Annotated in this window: 22 protein-coding genes; 2 read left to right on the top strand and 20 right to left on the bottom strand. The window is 43.5% G+C overall.

Annotation, left to right across the window (positions count from 1 at the left end; all coding sequences use genetic code 11):
- The first annotated feature begins 51 nt into the window (after positions 1 to 51).
- Complete coding sequence (locus AR334_RS15990; RefSeq protein ID WP_066313267.1) at positions 52 to 942, top strand: MBL fold metallo-hydrolase; 891 nt, start codon at positions 52 to 54, stop codon at positions 940 to 942.
- A 34-nt stretch (positions 943 to 976) separates the two neighbouring features.
- On the opposite strand, the gene AR334_RS15985 is transcribed toward AR334_RS15990, so the two are convergent.
- The 14 genes from AR334_RS15985 to AR334_RS15920 all read right to left on the bottom strand — a co-directional run bounded on the left by AR334_RS15985 (position 977) and on the right by AR334_RS15920 (position 13,568).
- Positions 977 to 1,819, bottom strand: coding sequence for a DegV family protein (locus AR334_RS15985; protein ID WP_066313258.1), 843 nt, complete (start codon positions 1,817 to 1,819; stop codon positions 977 to 979).
- 159 nt (positions 1,820 to 1,978) lie between these two features.
- Positions 1,979 to 2,980, bottom strand: a complete 1,002-nt coding sequence (hypE, locus tag AR334_RS15980) for a hydrogenase expression/formation protein HypE (RefSeq protein WP_066313253.1) — start codon at positions 2,978 to 2,980, stop codon at positions 1,979 to 1,981.
- Positions 2,980 to 4,092, bottom strand: a complete 1,113-nt coding sequence (hypD, locus tag AR334_RS15975) for a hydrogenase formation protein HypD (RefSeq protein ID WP_066313250.1) — start codon at positions 4,090 to 4,092, stop codon at positions 2,980 to 2,982. Before hypD ends, hypE begins: the two co-directional genes overlap by 1 nt.
- A complete protein-coding gene (locus AR334_RS15970; RefSeq protein ID WP_066313248.1) occupies positions 4,067 to 4,300 on the bottom strand; it encodes a HypC/HybG/HupF family hydrogenase formation chaperone in 234 nt (77 codons plus the stop codon). The genes hypD and AR334_RS15970 overlap by 26 nt, the downstream gene beginning before the upstream one ends.
- Positions 4,273 to 6,582, bottom strand: coding sequence for a carbamoyltransferase HypF (gene hypF, locus AR334_RS15965; RefSeq protein ID WP_066313246.1), 2,310 nt, complete (start codon positions 6,580 to 6,582; stop codon positions 4,273 to 4,275). The genes AR334_RS15970 and hypF overlap by 28 nt, the downstream gene beginning before the upstream one ends.
- Positions 6,567 to 7,226 carry a hydrogenase nickel incorporation protein HypB gene (gene hypB / locus AR334_RS15960; RefSeq protein ID WP_066313905.1) on the bottom strand — a complete coding sequence of 220 codons (660 nt, stop codon included), beginning with the start codon at positions 7,224 to 7,226 and terminating at the stop codon, positions 6,567 to 6,569. Before hypB ends, hypF begins: the two co-directional genes overlap by 16 nt.
- Positions 7,226 to 7,582 (bottom strand): hydrogenase maturation nickel metallochaperone HypA, encoded by a 357-nt coding sequence (locus tag AR334_RS15955; RefSeq protein WP_066313235.1) that lies wholly within the window; start codon positions 7,580 to 7,582, stop codon positions 7,226 to 7,228. Before AR334_RS15955 ends, hypB begins: the two co-directional genes overlap by 1 nt.
- Positions 7,583 to 7,591: 9 nt before the next feature.
- A complete protein-coding gene (locus AR334_RS15950) occupies positions 7,592 to 8,017 on the bottom strand; it encodes a hypothetical protein (RefSeq protein ID WP_066313230.1) in 426 nt (141 codons plus the stop codon).
- Positions 8,014 to 8,490: a HyaD/HybD family hydrogenase maturation endopeptidase gene (locus AR334_RS15945; RefSeq protein WP_066313219.1), complete on the bottom strand. Its 477-nt coding sequence runs from the start codon at positions 8,488 to 8,490 to the stop codon at positions 8,014 to 8,016. The genes AR334_RS15950 and AR334_RS15945 overlap by 4 nt, the downstream gene beginning before the upstream one ends.
- Before the next feature lie 217 nt (positions 8,491 to 8,707).
- Positions 8,708 to 9,391 carry a Ni/Fe-hydrogenase, b-type cytochrome subunit gene (gene cybH, locus AR334_RS15940; RefSeq protein ID WP_082692985.1) on the bottom strand — a complete coding sequence of 228 codons (684 nt, stop codon included), beginning with the start codon at positions 9,389 to 9,391 and terminating at the stop codon, positions 8,708 to 8,710.
- Between the two features lie 120 nt (positions 9,392 to 9,511).
- Positions 9,512 to 11,233: a nickel-dependent hydrogenase large subunit gene (locus tag AR334_RS15935; RefSeq protein ID WP_066313207.1), complete on the bottom strand. Its 1,722-nt coding sequence runs from the start codon at positions 11,231 to 11,233 to the stop codon at positions 9,512 to 9,514.
- The gene (locus AR334_RS15930) at positions 11,230 to 12,306 is read right to left on the bottom strand and encodes a hydrogenase small subunit (protein WP_066313203.1); all 1,077 of its coding nucleotides are present in this window, start codon (positions 12,304 to 12,306) and stop codon (positions 11,230 to 11,232) included. The genes AR334_RS15935 and AR334_RS15930 overlap by 4 nt, the downstream gene beginning before the upstream one ends.
- 240 nt (positions 12,307 to 12,546) lie before the next feature.
- On the bottom strand, positions 12,547 to 13,278 hold the full coding sequence (tatC, locus tag AR334_RS15925) for a twin-arginine translocase subunit TatC (RefSeq protein ID WP_066313201.1): 732 nt from the start codon (positions 13,276 to 13,278) through the stop codon (positions 12,547 to 12,549).
- A 95-nt stretch (positions 13,279 to 13,373) separates the two neighbouring features.
- Complete coding sequence (locus AR334_RS15920) at positions 13,374 to 13,568, bottom strand: twin-arginine translocase TatA/TatE family subunit (RefSeq protein ID WP_066313200.1); 195 nt, start codon at positions 13,566 to 13,568, stop codon at positions 13,374 to 13,376.
- A 301-nt stretch (positions 13,569 to 13,869) separates the two neighbouring features.
- Here AR334_RS15920 and AR334_RS15915 point away from each other — a divergent pair, with 301 nt between their 5' ends.
- A complete protein-coding gene (locus AR334_RS15915; RefSeq protein ID WP_066313198.1) occupies positions 13,870 to 14,109 on the top strand; it encodes a threonine dehydratase in 240 nt (79 codons plus the stop codon).
- Between the two features lie 35 nt (positions 14,110 to 14,144).
- Here the strand turns inward: AR334_RS15915 and AR334_RS15910 are convergent, their stop codons facing one another.
- The 6 genes from AR334_RS15910 to AR334_RS15885 form a co-directional block, all read right to left on the bottom strand.
- Complete coding sequence (locus AR334_RS15910) at positions 14,145 to 14,645, bottom strand: dihydrofolate reductase (protein WP_066313196.1); 501 nt, start codon at positions 14,643 to 14,645, stop codon at positions 14,145 to 14,147.
- Positions 14,642 to 15,436, bottom strand: a complete 795-nt coding sequence (locus AR334_RS15905) for a thymidylate synthase (protein ID WP_066313193.1) — start codon at positions 15,434 to 15,436, stop codon at positions 14,642 to 14,644. The genes AR334_RS15910 and AR334_RS15905 overlap by 4 nt, the downstream gene beginning before the upstream one ends.
- 44 nt (positions 15,437 to 15,480) lie before the next feature.
- Positions 15,481 to 16,179, bottom strand: coding sequence for a toxin (locus AR334_RS15900; protein WP_066313186.1), 699 nt, complete (start codon positions 16,177 to 16,179; stop codon positions 15,481 to 15,483).
- A 130-nt stretch (positions 16,180 to 16,309) separates the two neighbouring features.
- The gene (locus tag AR334_RS15895; protein WP_066313184.1) at positions 16,310 to 16,888 is read right to left on the bottom strand and encodes a TerD family protein; all 579 of its coding nucleotides are present in this window, start codon (positions 16,886 to 16,888) and stop codon (positions 16,310 to 16,312) included.
- Positions 16,889 to 16,913: 25 nt separating this feature from the next.
- Positions 16,914 to 17,531 (bottom strand): TerD family protein, encoded by a 618-nt coding sequence (locus tag AR334_RS15890; RefSeq protein ID WP_066313178.1) that lies wholly within the window; start codon positions 17,529 to 17,531, stop codon positions 16,914 to 16,916.
- 25 nt (positions 17,532 to 17,556) lie between these two features.
- Positions 17,557 to 18,663: a toxic anion resistance protein gene (locus AR334_RS15885; RefSeq protein WP_066313173.1), complete on the bottom strand. Its 1,107-nt coding sequence runs from the start codon at positions 18,661 to 18,663 to the stop codon at positions 17,557 to 17,559.

The raw sequence follows: 18,663 nt of genomic DNA, 5'->3' as shown, positions 1-18,663 counted from the left end.
TTTTTGAAAAAACTTGAAATGATAACGGAAATTACTTGAGAGGTGTATTACATGAATAGAATAGGCCCGATTGTCATTGTCGAGGGGCCAAATAACAGCAAGGTTCCCTTTTCCCGCAGTTTATATATTGATTGTGGAGAAAAGGTGCTAATCGATACTGGTGCAGATGTCAATTCATTACTGGACATAAGTGACAACTACGGTGTTGAATTAATCATAAATACTCATTATCACCCGGACCATACCCGGCATAACCATCTCTTTAAGGATACAACGAAGCTCCTCAATCCGATTGAATTCAAAACCACCCGGACTGTTGAGGGAATCGCTAAAGCAAATGGTGTTTACCAAGAATGGGGCCAACAAGGTATGGAAGTGTGGAAAAATTCGTTACCGCGGGAATGGATAAACAGTCTTGATGAGATTTCCGGTTCCTATGAATATGAAACGGAGTATACCTTTGGTGATGTAAAAGTCATGTTTTTACATACACCAGGACACACAGCGGGACTATCTTGCCCGTATTTCCCCGAATTGGGTGTCGTGTTTGCGGGGGATTATGATATGACCTCATTTGGTCCATGGTATAACGGAACAGATGGTAATATTGAGGACTTTATTGCCTCGGGGAAACGGCTGTTAAGCCTTGATGCTGACACTTATATTACAGGCCATCAAAAAGGTACCTTCTCCAAACGGGAGTTTCGTGAAGCATTGGAAACATTTCTTTCGATCATTGATCGGAGGGACCAAACAATTGATAGATATGTCCGCCAGGGCCTAAATTTTGAAGAACTGACCAAAATCGGGATTTTTTATCCGAAAGCCGCGTTGGTGAATCCCATCATGACAACTTGGGAACGTAGCGGAATTCGGAAGCATTTGCATCGGCTAGGTTATACGATTTCCGAAACAACCAAGGAACTAGAAAAAGCAAAATAGGATGGGGCCAGCGGGGGCTCCACCCTTCACATTTTTATTCAAAATAATACATTAACGCCAGCGCTCCAGGTCCTGTATGGGTACTGACAGTTGGACCTGTATAATCAATTTCCACGTTCTGGAAACCAGTTAATTCATAAATACTATCTTTTATTTTTTGTGAAAGTTCTTGTGCCTCGGCATGGGCAATGCCAACACCACGGATTGTCTTGTCTTTCACGTCCTCAGCAAACTGCTTGGCCATAAATTTAACAACCTGAGAATGACTGCGAACTTTTGCAACTGGATTATATTCCGCACCCTCTAAAGAAGCGATTGGCTTAATATTTAGTAATGACCCTATTAAAGCCTTTCCCTTTCCAATCCGGCCACCTTTAACCATATTTTCCAGTGTATCTACCATTATATAAAGCTTTGTATTGTTTCTTACTATGTCAAGACGGTCTAGAATTTCCTCTAAGCTTTTTCCCTGATTCGCCATTTCTGCAGCCTCTTTCACCTGGAAAGCCAATGCTTTTGAAATGAACTTCGAATCAATCACGGTTACTTTCGCTTGGGTCATTTGTGCGGCACTTTCCGCTGACCGAACGGTGCCACTCATCTTGCCAGTCATATGTATTGATAAAACCTCATAGCCTTCCTGGCCGAGTTGATCATATACTTCCAGGAATGCTCCTGCCGATGGCTGTGAGCTTTTCGGCAATTCTTTTGAGCTGCCCATCATTTCAATAAATTCAACCGGTTCTAAATTCACCCGATCCAAATAGGTTTCTCCATTTATGGTAATGGCCAACGGCACGACTGTAATCCCTAATTCCTCAATCATTTCCATTGGCATGTCCATTGTTGAATCGGTTACAATTTTTACTTTGCTCATTTGTTCACATCCTTACCTTACTGCTTTGTATTATACAGGTTTTTAGCGGTGATTGAAACATGTCATTATTTAAAAATATTAGAAGCATAACAATCCGTGCTCCTGCCGCTATAAACTAAAAAGCTCCCATTCTAAAAGAATAGAATGAAGGCTCTTTTTCTAGCATATTCTCGGAAACATTGTCCCGGTTAATCGCGTTAATAGCCGCCTGGAGCCCAGCGGGGTTTCCAGCAGCAATTGTCCTTTTTCTTTACCGGTGATTGTGCCTATTTGAACGGCATCTTTGCCTTCCGGGAAGGTCCGCAAAATGCCCAGCACCTTGTCTTTTTCGCTGTCAGCAGCAATAATGATCGCCTTGCCTTCATTGGCAAGATATAGTGGGTCGAAACCCAACAGGTCACAAACACCATGGACCACCGGCTTTACCGGCAGGCTTGTTTCTTTGATTTTCATCGTCACATGGAAATCTTCAGCGATTTCTACCAAAGTTGTGGCGAGGCCTCCTCTGGTCGGGTCACGCATAATTCTTACACCGCTTGTTTGCTGCAACACTTCCCAAAGCATTCTGTTCAACGAGGCACAGTCACTATCGATAGGAGCGGAAATGCCGAGTTCGCCCCTAGCGGCCAAAACAGCAACACCATGGTCTCCAATCGTCCCTGTCACGAGGATGGCATCCCCTTCCTCAAATCCAAGTCTGCAGCCGATTTCAGGTTCGTAGATTCCAATTCCGGTGGTATTGATATAAACACCATCGGCACTGCCGCGCTCGACAACTTTTGTATCACCGGCAACAATAGTCACGCCTGTGTTTCTTGCTTCATTCGCCATATCCGCAACGATCTTCTTGAGATCGGAAACCGGAAAACCCTCTTCAATCACAAACCCGCAGGTGAGAAACGCAGGCTTTGCGCCACTTACAGCCAAATCATTTACGGTGCCGGCCACTGCCAATTTGCCGATTGATCCACCCGGAAAAAATATGGGCTTAATGACAAACGAATCTGTTGAAACGGCAATTTGCTTTGTGGATAATGTAATTTCCGCAGCATCAAACAGGGCAGCTTTTTCATCGCCAAAGGCATCGACAAATATCTCACGAATCAAGCGATGACTTAGTTCTCCGCCATCACCATGGGCTAAACTAATAAACTTTTCCATTAAAAGCTCTCCCTCATGTATTGATAATAAGCGGCACAGCTTCCTTCTGCCGATACCATGCAAGGTCCAATCGGGTTCATTGGGTGGCAGGCTTTGCCGAACAATGGACATTGTGTCGGCGAGATTAATCCGCGTATGACTTCCCCGCAGCGGCACTTTGTTTTGCGTGGTTCGCCAACTTCCACTTGAAACCTTTTTTTGGCGTTATACCGGTTATACTCCGGTTTTAAATCCAATCCGCTTTTTGCAATTACACCAATACCTCGCCAGGCTTCGTCTGCTTCTGTTAAATATTTATCCAGCCACTTATGAATCACCTGGTTTCCGGTTTTGCTGACGACGGCAGGATGGTTGTTTTCAATTGCCACGTTTCCAGTTAAGGCTAAATCGATTAATTTATAGATTCCAGACAGTAATTCAGCCGGTTCAAAGCCCGTAATGACGCCGGATACGTTGTATTCATCAACCAAGTATTGGTAGGAATCTTCTCCGAGTACAATAGATACATGGCCTGGAAGCAAGAAACCATCCAAATTCACTTCCCCTGCTTCCAACAGGTAACGAAGCACGGGCTCTACCAACTTTGTTGTCATCCAAATCGAGAAGTTGCTGATTCCGCGCCGTTCCGCTTCACCGACCATGAGCGTCAGGATCGGGATGGTGGTTTCAAAGCCAACTCCAAGGAAAATAACCTCTTTATCAGCATTTTCCTCTGCCAATTTAACAGCTTCTACCGGTGAATATAAAACGCGAATATCTTTGCCGGCAATCTTTGCGTCCAGAAGTGTTTTGGCCGAGCCGGGCACCCGCATCATATCGCCGAATGTACAGATAATTCGATTTTCGCCTTCTGCAAGGGCAATCATTGCATCAATCGAACGCTGGTCCGTGACGCAGACAGGGCAGCCTGGGCCTGAAATCAGGTTTACATCCTCTTTTAGCAGCTGTTTCACACCCGTACGAGCAAGTGCCATTGTGTGGGAACCGCAAACCTCCATAAAGGCGGGCTTGCGGCCATATTTTTGCTGAAACTCTTTTGCTTTCTCAATGACAGCCTCGGCAAGGGGCCTGCAGATATCCGGATTACTAGACTGTTTCAGAATTTCGAGCATGAACGAGTTTCCTCCATTCTTCCACACTTTGTTTCGCGTATGTTTCATCAACGATACTCATCGCCTGCCCGGCATGAACGATCACATAATCTCCAAGTTCTACTTCAGGGACAAAAATTGTTCCCACTGTTGTTTGCGAGCCCATTACATCAACAACAGCGCTATATTCGTGCTTTTTAATTACTTTTGCAGGGACGCCGACACACATGTTTCCACTCTCCTTTTCGCTGCAGCAACAGCCAATTGCCCGTAAGATAAACCGCCATCATTGCAAGGGACTGTTTCCGGAACATATACCCTAAATCCTCGGTTGCTTAATTCCTCACTAATTCGTTTACGCAGGTACCGGTTATGGAAGCTCCCGCCGGAAAGCACTACTATTTTTTCAAATGCTAACCGTTTTTCATGTATCCTTACCATTGCCCCAACAATCGCTTGGACAACTGTTTCATGAAATCTTCCGCTAACCGTGGCTATATCTGCACCAGCCAAAACCGCCAAGGAAATCTCCCTCAGCATTTTTGAAAAATCAATCGTTAAAACCTCTCCATCTATTAATTGGTATGGATACGATTCGTGCATAATTGTTTCATCGACAAGCTCGGCTAAATGGATAGCGGCCTCTCCATCATAGGTTGACACCCTGGTCACGCCACAGATCGCGCTGACCGCATCAAACAGCCTGCCACACGTTCCGGCATATATGGTATTAATCTTGTTTTCAACCATTGCTTTTAAAATAGCAATCTCTGAAACCTTCTCTGGGAAAATAGCCTCAGCCAGATCTACTCCTTCATCACCAAGGAGCGAAATCAGCATGGCCGCCGCGTTGCGCCATGGTTCTCGGATGCACTTTTCACTTCCCGGGAGCGGGGTATACTGTAAATGAGCAACACGTTCAAACTCCGCACCATCGCCATGGTAAATTTCAAAGCCCCAAACATTACCGTCAAGACCATAGCCAGTACCGTCCAGAATAATCCCGTAAGCTTCTCCGGATATCCTATGTTCATCCAAAACCGCCGCCATATGGGCATGATGATGTTGAACCTCAATGATGTTCTTAAACCCGTATTCTCTTACCACATGCTGCGCCTGGTAACCCGGATGTACATCCATTACAGCATGCCACCGAGGAGTATCGACCCACTTCAACAGATGCTCTAATTCCTGTCCGTAATGCTCGATCGTCTCCACATTTTCCAAATCGCCAATATGTGGACCAACAAAAATTTGCTGGTTTCTTCCGATTGTAAACGTTGTTTTTTGTTGGCCACCGAATGCGACAATTCCTGAAACGTCCAGTGTAGTCGTAAAGGGATCGGGAACATAGCCGCGGGACCTCCTTAAAAAATCAAGCTTGCCATCATTGAGCTGAACCACCGAGTCATCCACAGGATGAAGAATCTCACGGTTATGTACGAGATAGTAATCGGCGATACCCTCCAAATATTGCACGGCCCTATCATCCTTATATAAAATTGGCAGTCCTGAAGGATTGGCACTTGTCATAATCAGACAAGGAAGCTCCTGGTCGGCAAATAATAAATGATGCAACGGGGTATAAGGCAACAAGACGCCAATCGTGCTCATTCCAGGCGCCACCTTTTCAGCCAGACCATAATGGCTGCTTTTCTTAAGGATTACGATAGGAGATTCAGGACTAGACAACAATTCCCTTTCATCTTCACTTATTTCGCAAAACTCCAATGCAGCTTTTATAGAGGCTGCCATAACCGCCAGCGGCCGCATAGGCCGGTTCTTACGCGTCCTTAATTTAGTGACAGCGTGTTCATTTCTGGCATCGCAGGCTAGGTGATAGCCGCCGATTCCCTTTATGGCGATGATTTTTCCTGCTTTTAATAGTTCAATTGTATCGGCAATGGGATTCTCCGAATCTTGTTGCCCGCCGCTCCCATCGAGCAACCCCACCTTTGGGCCGCATTTCGGGCAGGCGATTGGCTGCGCATGATGCCTTCTGTTCGTAGGGTCCTCATACTCCTTGCGACAATCATCGCACATCGGAAAGTCCTTCATTGACGTATATGGTCGGTCATATGGCAATGCCTCGATAATTGTATATCTCGGACCACATTGGGTGCAGTTGATAAACGGGTACTGATAGCGAAAATCGTCCGGGTCATTCATTTCTCTGAGGCAATCGTCGCATACTGCCGAATCAATCGGAATCACAAGCATCGATGTCCCGCTCCGCTCACTCGGAATAATCGTAAAGTTACTGCAATCTTGAATCTCCGTTTCTTCAACCGTTATTTGATTAATTTTCGATAGCCGCGGTGCCCTTTTCCTCAAATCCTGTAAAAATAATTCAATCGACTTTCGGGAGCCTTTCAAATAAATCTTGACCCCATCCATGTTATTTTGCACGGTTCCGTCCAACTGATGAAGGTCTGCGAGCTGAAACACAAATGGTCGAAACCCGACGCCCTGAACCCTGCCTTGCACAGTAATCCTTACCGCTGTATGCATTTTGCATAAGCTCCTTTAATCCAGAAAAACCATTCATGAAGACCTTCCCGTGTTCGTGCCGAAACCGGGATAAGCGTTGACTCCGGATTTATCTCCATTAAGTCCTGTCTCGCCTCTTCGACACTGAAATCCAAGTATGGAAGCAGATCAATTTTATTTAACAGGACAAGCTCGGTTCGCATAAACATTTGCGGATATTTCGGAATCTTGTCATTGCCCTCAGGAACACTAAGAACCGCTACCTTATGGTTTTGACCAAGATCGTAGCCTGATGGGCAGACCAAGTTGCCGACATTCTCGATGAAGAGAATATCAATTTCTTCGAAATCTAATTCTCCAAGCGCAGCTGCAACCATTCGGGCATCAAGGTGACAGCCGCCATGGGTGTTAATCTGGACCGCCTTTGCGCCCATTGCCCTGATGCGATCGGCATCCCTTTCCGTCGCCAAATCACCTTCAATGACGGCGATACGGTATTTTCCGGAAAGTTCCCTGACCGTCTCCTCCAGTAATGTAGTCTTTCCGGCACCGGGCGAACTCATCAAATTGATGACCAATGTCTTGGTTGTTTCGAACAGATCACGATTGAATTCAGCTGCCTTGTTGTTATTGGTTAACACATCCGTTCTTAATGTAACTTTCATCATTGATTACTCCCTTCATATGATAGAACTTGAAACGTTTCTCCCGCCAGCACCTTACCAGAGGGGATGTTGCAGCTTGGACAAAGGGCAATTTTTTGCTCCGGCCGATATTCCAAATCGCATAACACACACTTTGCTTTTGCCTCTTCAAGGTGGATGACAAGTTCTGCCGTTTCAGCAAAAATATGCGGATTTTGATCCCGGAAAATATCAAATGCCATTTTTAAGGCATCCGGCATGGCATTGGCAATTACCCCGACAATCAATTCAATCTTTTCAATTTTCCCTAACCCGTTTACGGCAGCATCCTCTTGAACCAGCTGGATGATATCCCCCATCAAAGACATTTCATGCATGTTAATCACCTACTTCTTAAACTTGGTTAATCCAATTAAATATTGATAGTTCTTTACTTTAATGGGCAGTGATTCAAGATTTAGGTCCCCGGTACTCGTCTTAAAATTAAATTCCTTTTGGCAATTCAAACATTTCCCGCTCAGGTTCAGAGATGTCAGGATAATAATCGCGGAGCATTCTGGGCACACCCCGCTCCTCGCTTGAATGTTTGATTCTTGACGGGAGATTACGATCGGTTTTCCAATAAAAAACTTCATTTCAAGGTCTGAATAAAGCTCATTTACGTTCATCAAGGGTACCCAAGTGATTCCCAATGCCCTGTCCGCTGCTTCCTCCACCTTTTCCAAGTCATCTGCCAGAAATGGTTCATAGGCCGATTTGACGGTGGAAAACAGGCTCCCGGCCATCTCTTTTAAGAATTCTCCCCGTTTCATGCTTCCGTACCCCAGGCTTTTACTTGGTTAATGACAGCGTGCGCAAGTTCACCAAGTCTTGCCTGGTTCGTTTCCGTCAACCCGATTCCCAACTCAAGAGAGGTTGGCTGCATGCCATACATAACAATTTGTTTCGGGTATCGCTCCCGCAATTTTGCCGCAAGCAAGACTTCCTGGAACCCCATCTGGTGAATGGACATCTTGATGCCAAAGTACGCCGGGATTTCATCGTCCTCCAGCCTAATAATGGAACCCCCAGGCTTGCCGGCATTGATCGCATCAATGATAATCAGGTTTTCGGCGTCCTCCACAGGTCCAAGCAGCTTCATTCCATCTGTCAATCCTTCAACGATTTCAATATTTTCATAGTCTTTTAAGGCAGTTTCTAAAATCGGCAGAAGATGGATGCCAACACCTTCATCTGAAAATAATGTGTTGCCAATTCCTAAAATCGTAATTTTATCTTTATTCATCTGCATGCTCCGATCTATAAATTTAACCCTAAATATTCCTACTTTTATGCTATCACTCTGATAAGGTAATAACTGTGAATAATTTTTAAACCTTTTTTGAAAAAATCAAAAAAATTTCACATTTAATTGGAAACAGCTAAAAAGAAATTGGAGCAGCCATTATCCTATTCCTCGACCTGAAAAGGATAATAGCGTACTCCAATTGGCTTTATACACATTATTTATGGTTTTTTTCACCAACTGCCTTCTTTGGTTCAGTTTTATAACCAGTAAACATGGATGAGATGGAGCCGCAGCGTTCAAGATAATCATCACGGAAGGCCAAGTAAACATGCAGCACGATAAACAACATGAAGCCCCACGCAGTCCAATGATGCCATGAACGGCTCAGGTAGCTGTCCCCGAACATATACGGAACCCATGAAAACATTTTAGCCCATACTGTTTCCTTTTGCGGCTCAAAATACATATAGAAACCGGTCAGGATCACAATCAAGGATCCAAGATAGTTGAAGATCCAATAGCTTAAATATGCGAGCGGATTATGGCCCACAAAGTGCGGCTTTTTATTTGGCAAGAACAAATAAAACTTAATCGTTTCCCAGGTATCCTTCCAGAACACCCAGCGCAATGGGTTAAATTTGGAAAACTTGTTTCCCATAAAGCACCAATACATCCGATAGATAAAGGCGGCTGTAAACACAAACGCGGTAAAGAAGTGAATGTATCTGGTCCAGCCCATTAGATTTGAATAATAGGCTTCTTCCGGAATTCCCGCTCCGGCAAAAGGTTTTCCAATATAAATGCCTGTTACCATCAAAATCACGATGCATACTGCATTAACCCAATGGTAAATTCTTATCGGCAATTCCCACACATAGGCCTTCACATCATTTTCCATAGTGGTATATTTGATTGGCTCTTCCGGGTGGTAGGAACTCTCGCTGTTTAAAACTGTAGGTTTCGGTAAGGTTCCCGGAGGCTGAGTCGGTAATTTAGGCGCACCCATTTGTCTCCCCCCCTAACCTATACGGATTTCAGTCATTTTATTGGTTTCCAAATCAGTCAAATGAACAGCACAAGCAAGGCATGGGTCGAAGGAATGGATAATCCGCATGATTTCGAGCGGTTGATCCTTATCCAGCATTGGTGTTCCTTTCAATGCGGCTTCATAGGCACCGATTTTATTTTTGTGATCCTTCGGTGAAGCATTCCATGTTGTTGGAACAACGGCCTGATAATTTTTCGTTTTGCCATCCTCAATATCAATCCAGTGCCCCAATGCTCCCCTTGGGGCTTCCATCCAGCCTACACCTTTGGCGCGTTCCGGCCATGTGCTTGGCTCCCATTTGCTTCTGTCAAACGTCACTTGGTTGCCGTTCGCGATATTTTTCAATAACAAATCCATATCATTGCGCAGCCATCCGGAAATAAGCACTGTTTCAAGTCCGCGCGCCACAGTTCTGCCAAGTGCCGACTGCAATGCTGAAATTGGCAGATTCAGCTTTTGCAAAGTTTCATCTACGATGCTGACAATCTCTTCTTTTCCTGAGGCATAGCCTACAATCATCCTTGCTAATGGTCCGGTTTCCATTGGATGTTCCTTCCAGCGCGGCGCTTTTAACCAACTGTATTTATTTTCGGTATCCAATTGTTTATAAGGCGCTTTCGGTCCGGTATAATTAAATTCTGTCTCGCCAACAAACGGATGCTTTCCTTTTCCAGTTTCTTTGCCATCATAGGTGTACCAGGAATGGTCGATAAATTCCTGTACATGCTTAGGATCTTTAAGATCGACTTCTAATACTTCGTTAAGATTTCCGTTTAACACTACACCTCTTGGCATCCGATATAGCTTGGTATCGTAAATATCGCCGGTCGAGAAATCGCCATAGCAAAGATAATTATTCAAGCCGCCGCCATATGTCCAATCTTTATAGTACGAACCAATTGCAAGCAAATCTGGAATATATACCTGATTCACAAATTCTCTTGCCTGGTCAATAATCTGCGATACATGCATGAGACGTTCGGCATGCACTCCATTATCGCTGTTAATATCAAGTGGCGTCGCCATCCCCCCGACAACATAGTGCGGATGAGGGTTTTTGCCGCCGAAGATAGTATGGATTTTAACAATTTCCTTTTGCCAATCCAAAGCTTCAAGATAGTGGGCCACAGCAAGCAAGTTTACTTCCGGTGGCAGCTTATAGGCTTTATGTCCCCAATAGCCATTTGCGAAAATCCCCAACTGGCCACTCTCAATCAACTTCTTGACCTTATTTTGAACATCAGTGAAGTAACCTGGGGATGATTTTGGCCAGCTTGAGATGGATTGGGCAATCCTTGATGTTTCTCCAGGGTCTGCCTGCGTCGCACTGACGACATCGACCCAGTCCAGAGCATGCAAATGATAAAAATGAACAACATGGTCATGGACAAACTGAGCTTCGTTCATTATGTCTCGAATTAAATGAGCGTTTCTAGGAATCTTGATTTTTAGTGCATCTTCTACAGCCCTAATCGAGGTTAAAGCATGTGTTGTCGTACATACACCGCAAATGCGCTGTACAAAAGCCCAAACATCCCGAGGGTCACGGTCCTTTACAATCAGTTCCAAGCCTCGGACAGAAGTCCCGGAACTATACGCTTCCTTAATGATACCGTTTTCATCAACATCCACTTCGACACGCAGGTGGCCTTCAATTCTGGTAATCGGATCGACAACTATACGTTCACTCATTCTTCGTCACCTCGTTTATCATCAAGCTTTCTTTTGACTACTGTTCCGGCCGCATGAACGGCAACACCAGCAGTTGCAAGTCCGACAACAGCCATACCGACAGAGTCAGGATTCATGGTTGTCTGCGTACCAGGGATTTTCGCCCTTCTAGTGAAGAATGGCCCGTTATCCCAGAAATCTTTTTCCGAGCAGCCAATACAAGGATTTCCCGACTGAATCGGGTAACTGACTCCACCATTCCAGCGCATTTCCGCACAAGAGTTATACGTAGTCGGTCCTTTGCAACCAACTTTATATAAGCAATAGCCCTGCTTTGCCCCCTCATCATCAAAGGATTCGACAAACAACCCAGCATCAAAATAAGCACGGCGGTTACATTTATCATGAATCCGGTGGCGATAAAAAGCTTTTGGGCGGCCAAATTGATCCAATTCCGGCAATTTTCCAAATGTAATAATGTGAGCAATGACACCCGTCATAACCTCGGCAATTGGCGGACAACCAGGTACAAGGATAATTGGAGTATCTTTTACAAAGCTAGTGACTGGCTTAGCACCGGTCGGATTAGGATGGGCAGCCGCAATGCCTCCCCATGATGAACAAGATCCATAAGCAACTATAGCCATTGCACCAGCGGCCATTTCTTTGAATGTTTCTTTTGCTGATATCCCACCAACCGAAAGGAAAGCTTCATCATCAGGGATACTTCCCTCAACAGCCAGGACATATTTGCCTTTGTAATCATTTAAGACCTGTTTCATGGCCGCTTCTGCCTGATGGCCGGATGGAGCAGAAAGCACCTCTGAATATTCTAGTGAAATCATTTCCAGCAGCACACTCTCCGTCTTTGGCTGCGACGAACGAATAAAGGATTCCGAGCAGCCCGTGCAATCCTGAAATTGCAGCCATACTACAGGTACCCTGGTTTTTGTTTCCATGGCTTTTACAACCTTGTCTGACTGTGTGAATTCAAGCCCAAGCGTTGCGGCTAGTGCCGTACACATTTTCAGGAAGTCACGACGGCTAAAACCATGGTCGATTGCGGCTTCATAAACTGTTTTATGTCTTTTCATCCGCTACCCCTCCACATTATTAAAAATAGGAAAAAACTTGATTTCAAGGCAATTGTAGTATACTTTAGGACTTTCGTCTTAATTTTTCAAAAAAATACACAAATCCTTCTTAACTGCATTCTTATCATATATTTAATTTGAAACATGAAAATATTGGAAACTACCCATCCCTTAAAATTATACTTTTACATCAATTTGGTATAAAAAAGACCTTGAGGCAAACTTCCTCAAGGTCTCTTTTTATACTTCTACTAATTCATTTTCTTGTTCTTTTTTTAATTTCTTCCGGTAGACGAATTTTGATAAATTGATGCTGATTTCATATAAAAGCAATAGTGGCATTGTGACTACAAAGTCTGACATAAAGTCAGGTGGGGTGATAACAACCGCGATTAAGACCAAGACAAAATATGCATATTTGCGAACTCTGGCCAAAACAAACGGGTTAATAATCCCCATTGAAGTTAAAAACATGACTACAACCGGCAATTCGAACAGCACACCAAATGGCAACGTCATATTCAAAATGAAATTGAAATACCGTTCAGCAGTAAAGTTTGTAACAAACATATCTTGCCCCATGCTGATCAAAAACTTGAGAACCATCGGAAAGATGGCAAAGTAGCCAAAAGCAAGACCTCCAATAAATAGCAGAAACAGTGCCGGAATATAGGATAAGGTGATCTTTCTCTCAAGCGGTTTTAATGCGGGTTTGACGAACAGCCAGATTTGCAGTGCCAGAACCGGGATTGTACCGGCAATCGCCACCACACCAGCAAGCATGAAATAAATCCACATGATATCGCTTGGACCAAGCACCAAAAGCTTGGTGTCACCGACAAACCATTTATAGATATCACCCACGTAAATAAAACCAACGATAAAAAAGACTACAAAAGCAAGAGCTGAAATGATAATTCTTTTCCGTAATTCCTCTAAGTGATCGACCAATTGTAATTCTTTATCTTCCATGTATTTCCCCTGCCAACTCGTAAATTACTACGTTTTCTCACATTCATATAGGTGAAAAACCGAGAAGAAAAGGTGCAAGACATGAAATCTTACACCTATTTGCTCAATTTTTCCTTTTCTTCTTTGATGTCTTCGATTACATCATCGGTAAGTTCACGCGTTGATTTTTTAAATTCCTTCAAAGTCTGGCCGAAGGCGCGTCCGATTTCAGGTAATTTTTTTGGTCCAAAAATGATAAGGGCAAGTGTTAAAATCAAGATTAAGCCTGGAACTCCAATATTTGAAAACATACTGTGCATCCCCTTCAAATTTAATTGTTTCTACTACGATTATAGTATTGAAATATCAATTTGGGATAATTATTTGAAATAATTCATAGTAAATTCACATATCCAATAAAAATTGGGTTACTGTGATATTTAGCATTTCCAATTTCATGCTCTATTAAATTTAACAATAACCATTGTGTAAGTCAATGTAGATTATCAAATTAAATTGTTAAAATATTTTGACAACTAATATATTTTTGCATATAATTGGAACATTAGAACCGTTATTAAGAAATTTCTAAAGGATAAGGATGTGAGTTGGATGGAATTTTTTCTATGCAGTTTTGATGGGGCCTTGCCGGTTGAGGTAACACTAGATGATGACAACGGAAGATACACCATTCGAAAAAGCGATCGCAGTGGAGAATACTTTAATAGTCCAAAAGAATTAATATCCTGGATTAAAGCACATTTCCATGAGGAAGAATTTTGCCATCCACACGAATTCCATGGCATGCTTGCCAAATTGGCAGACTACGAATTGAATGGAGTTAACTATTAAACAAAGAAGCACCAGCCTCGCTGATGCTTTTTTGTTTAATATTGCTTTGTTTTCGTACGCTGGTAAATTCTGAATTCATAACGATACGGATTTTTTTCATCTGTGATTCCTTGTTCACGGGAGATAAGCTCCCAGTCTTGTTCAGGATATTCTGGAAAAAATGTATCCCCATCAAATTGTTCATGGATGAGAGTAATATAAAGCCGGTCAGCAAAAGCGAAGGTTGCATTAAAAATTTCCGCCCCGCCAATGACAAAGATTTCCTCATTTTGGTCTTTGCAGCAGGTAATAAACTCCTCTACAGAATGGAAAACGGTACAGCCCTCTGAAAGGTAATCCGGCTGCCGAGTTATGATGATATTCTCTCTCCCCGGAAGTACGCGGCCAATCGATTCATGGGTTTTTCGCCCCATTGCGATTGGGTGTCCCATCGTCACCCGCTTGAAAAACTTTAAATCCTCAGGCAGATGCCATGGCAGCTGATTATTTTTACCGATGACGCGATTTTCATCCATGGCCACTATAAACGAAATCATACGCTGACGACTCCTTTAATATGTGGATGCGGGTCGTAATTTTCCAATGTAAAATCTCCAAATTGGTAGGAGAAAATGTCCTTTACATCCGGGTTGATTGTTAATGTTGGCAATTTCCGCGGTTCCCTTGTTAACTGCAGCTTAACTTGCTCGATGTGGTTTTGATAAATATGGACATCCCCAAAAGTATGGATGAATTCTCCAGGCTTCAATCCGCAAACCTGGGCAATCATCATTGTAAGCAGCGCATAGGATGCGATGTTAAACGGAACCCCGAGAAAAACATCGGCCGAGCGTTGATAAAGCTGGCAGGATAATTTGCCGTCAGCTACATAAAATTGGAACATGCAATGGCATGGCGGTAGTGCCATTTTGTTAATTTCCGCCACATTCCAGGCGTTGACGAGCAGCCTGCGTGAATTAGGATTTGTTTTAATTTGCTGGATCAATTCGCTGATTTGATCCACAGTGTTTCCGTCTGCACCTGTCCAAGAGCGCCATTGATGGCCATAAATCGGGCCAAGTTCACCGTTGTCATCGGCCCACTCATTCCAAATCCGAACGCCGTTTTCCTGAAGGTAGCGGACATTCGTATCACCGTTTAAGAACCATAACAATTCATAAATAATTGATTTTAGATGCAGCTTTTTGGTCGTCACCAGGGGAAATCCTTCCTCCAAATCAAACCTCATTTGATAGCCAAAGGTGCTGATGGTTCCCGTTCCAGTCCGATCACCTTTAACAGTGCCATTTTCCAATACGTGCTTACATAAGTCTAAATATTGTTTCAAAATCCACACTCCTCTAACTTCCATTCATATTATCCTATTTTAAGTTACTCAAGGCTCTTTATCAATTCGAAAGTTAGCGGAGCTTTGACATGTAATAGATTCCTAGTTTCTTGAGATAAATAATACATTGCAAAAGTTTCCGCAAAATATTCCTCAGGATAAAGAAAGTAGCTGTTTCCAGGGAACAATTGATCATGTTCTTTTTCCCAGATTTCGTGGAATAACTGTTTTTCACTGATATTATCATATATATAATGGTCAATTGAGTGCGCCATTTCATGCAATTCCAGGTTGATGGTGCCGTGTCCCCTTCCTTTTTCACTAGCGCCAATTTTGACTAATACGACCTTCCCGCCGCCGATGCCAGGGACGTCATCCCAGGTAGCGTTATTCTGATAGCCTCTAGGGGTTATTCCTTTTAAATGACTGGCGGTTGGATTATCGGTGAGCTTACCGGTAAACATCTTTAGGGTGATTCCTTGATCCTGTATTTTAGCTAAAAGGGAATCTGGCAATTTACTGATTCTATTAATAATCCCAGCGGCATCGTTTTGATTAAAGGCTTGCTTGGGCAGGATGACAATTTGCTTTACGCTAGTGGATATGTTGTTGTTAATCGTATGGGAAAGCCCCGAACTTTTTGGAAAGTCAGCAAGCCTGATACCGTCAATGGATGCTTGTGAAGTGGTAATTGAAATTAGGGACAAGCTGAGAATCAAAAATGCGATAAACCATTTACGCATACTATCCCCCCCATAAAAAGTATATTAATAGAATTATAGCATGGTAAAACAATCGAGGGATTTGTATATAACAGGAAAGTCTGGGTATCATTACAAAAGCCGCCTAAAAAGGCGGCTTCTCTAATCAATCCTAAACTTGCAATCCAAAATTGCGGCACAGGGCGGCAAGTCCGCCGGCGAACCCGCTGCCAACGGCATTGAACTTCCAATCGCCGTTATGGCGGTAAAGCTCGCAAATTACTACCGCGGTTTCAACAGAAAAGTCCTCACCAAGGTCAAACCTTAAAATTTCCCGTCCAGTTTCTTCATCGACGACCCGGACAAAAGCATTGCTGACTTGCCCAAAATTTTGGTTTCTTGCCTCTGCATCATGAATTGTCACAGTGATCGCAATCCGATGGATATGTGATGGAACTTTGCTAAAATCAATTTTGATTTGTTCATCGTCCCCGTCACCTTCACCAGTTCGGTTATCTCCGGTATGCTCAACGGCACCTGAAGGATCCTTCAAATTATTATAAAAAACGAAATCCAAATCGTTTACTACCTGATTATTGGCATCGGTCAAGAATGCCGAAGCATCCAGGTCAAAATCAAAACCGCCATGATACCGATTTGTGTCCCAGCCCAGCCCGACGATTGCTTTGGTTAGACCTGGGTTTGTTTTCGTTAAATCAATTCTTTGTCCTTTTGATAAGTTAATTCCCATTCATATCACCTCTTACAAACTTTTATCAGCTATAAGAACGTACAACTTCACTAAGTCCAGCCGCATTGGTGCCGGTTCCGATGGCTGCAAACTTCCATTCATTGTTGTGGCGATAAAGCTCTCCAGTAATTAAACATGTTTTTCCACTGTAGTCATCCGATAAATTATAATGAATTAATTCCTGATGATTGCTTGGATTTACCACCCTGATAAACGCATTACGAATCATGCCAAAATGCTGCTTGCGCTTAACGCAATCATAAATATTAACGATGAAAACAAGCTTTTGAATATTAGCAGGGACCCTATTTAAATCAATGATAATTTGCTCATCGTCACCATCGCCATCACCGGTCAAGTTATCACCTGTGTGCTGGACACTTCCGTCGGCACTTCGTAAATTGCCAAAATAAATGACATCTTTATTATTTTGCAGGCGGTCATTCGCTCCAAGCATGATGACCGAGGCATCACAGTCGATATTGGCACCCCCGCCGCCGCCGCCAAACAAAGAACCGAAGAAACCACCGCCGCCGCCTGAGCTTTGAACCGGATCCCAACCTAAGCCTACCACAATTTTTGAAAGTCCCGGATTTCCTTTTGTCAGATCAACACGCTGGCCTTTTGTCAGATTAATTGCCATTATTCTTCACCTCATCAAATAATTATTAGTATTGCTGTTTAAGTTGCTTAAAGTTTTCCTGAAGCTGTTCCAAGCGCCTTGTACCTTCTTGGCGCAGGCGTTTGTTTTCCTCTTCGATTGCCTTTGTTTCCTGCATACCTTTGATGATGATATTCCATGATTCTTCGATTGTTTCAATTTTAATGCTTGGCCCGCCGGCAAGTCTGGCGATATCCGCGCTTTGCTGTGAAATATTTTGCGCATTTCTGAGCAGCATTTCATTGGTTCGGCGGTCTAGCTCGCTCATCGAATCGGCCACAAGCTTTTGCCTTTTGGCGGCCACAGCCTGAATCAAGCCATTTTTAAAAATAGGGATGGTCGTCACAAAGGCGGAATTGATTTTCCCAATCAGCTTCGTGTTTCCTCGCTGCAGCATTCTGATTTGTGGTGCTGTTTGTAACGAGACCATTTTCGCCATTTCCAAATCGTAAATCCGTTGCTCCAATAACTCAATCGCATTGCGCAGCGAATCGAGCTGCATTGAAGCGAGCTGGTCGCCAGAAGCGGCTTTTGCTTCTAGTTGCGGGAGTTGGTTATTTTTCAAATCCTCTACCTTCAATTCCCCGGCAACAACGTATTTTTCAAGGGTTAGGTAGTACTGATAGTTTTGTTCATACATGGACTCCAGCATATTGGTGGACTCGACCATCTCCTGACGGTATTTGGAAATCTCCACATAGACCTTGTCGATTTCCCCACCCATTGTTTGATATTTGCCAAACAGCTTTTCAACCATTTTCTCGCCTTTTTTAAACAGCTTGCTGAACAGGCCGCCTGATGACTTTTGAAAGTCCTTTGGATCAAATTTATCCATAATTTTTCCAAGCTGCTTCAAAAGCTCCCCGGAATCCTCTACCTTAGTTGAACGCATATTCCCCAGGATTTGATCGGAAAACCTGGAGATTTGCTCTGCCGGTTCCTTCCCAAACTCTAAAACCTGAATTTGATCCCGTTCATCAATTGACCGGGCCAGATTTTGAATTTCCGGTTCCTTTCTTAATGCAAGCTTTATGTCAGATACTTTTGTTTCTGTCAGCAAGTCTTCCGCAGGCTGAGGCGTTAAACCACTGGATGAATTTGGTGATAAGTTCAC

Origin of the sequence: Bacillus sp. FJAT-29814 (assembly GCF_001510715.1) — a bacterium.
Lineage (GTDB): Bacteria > Bacillota > Bacilli > Bacillales > Cytobacillaceae > Neobacillus.
Note: the sequence above shows the minus strand (reverse complement) of the source record. Positions and strands in the feature narration are given on the sequence as shown.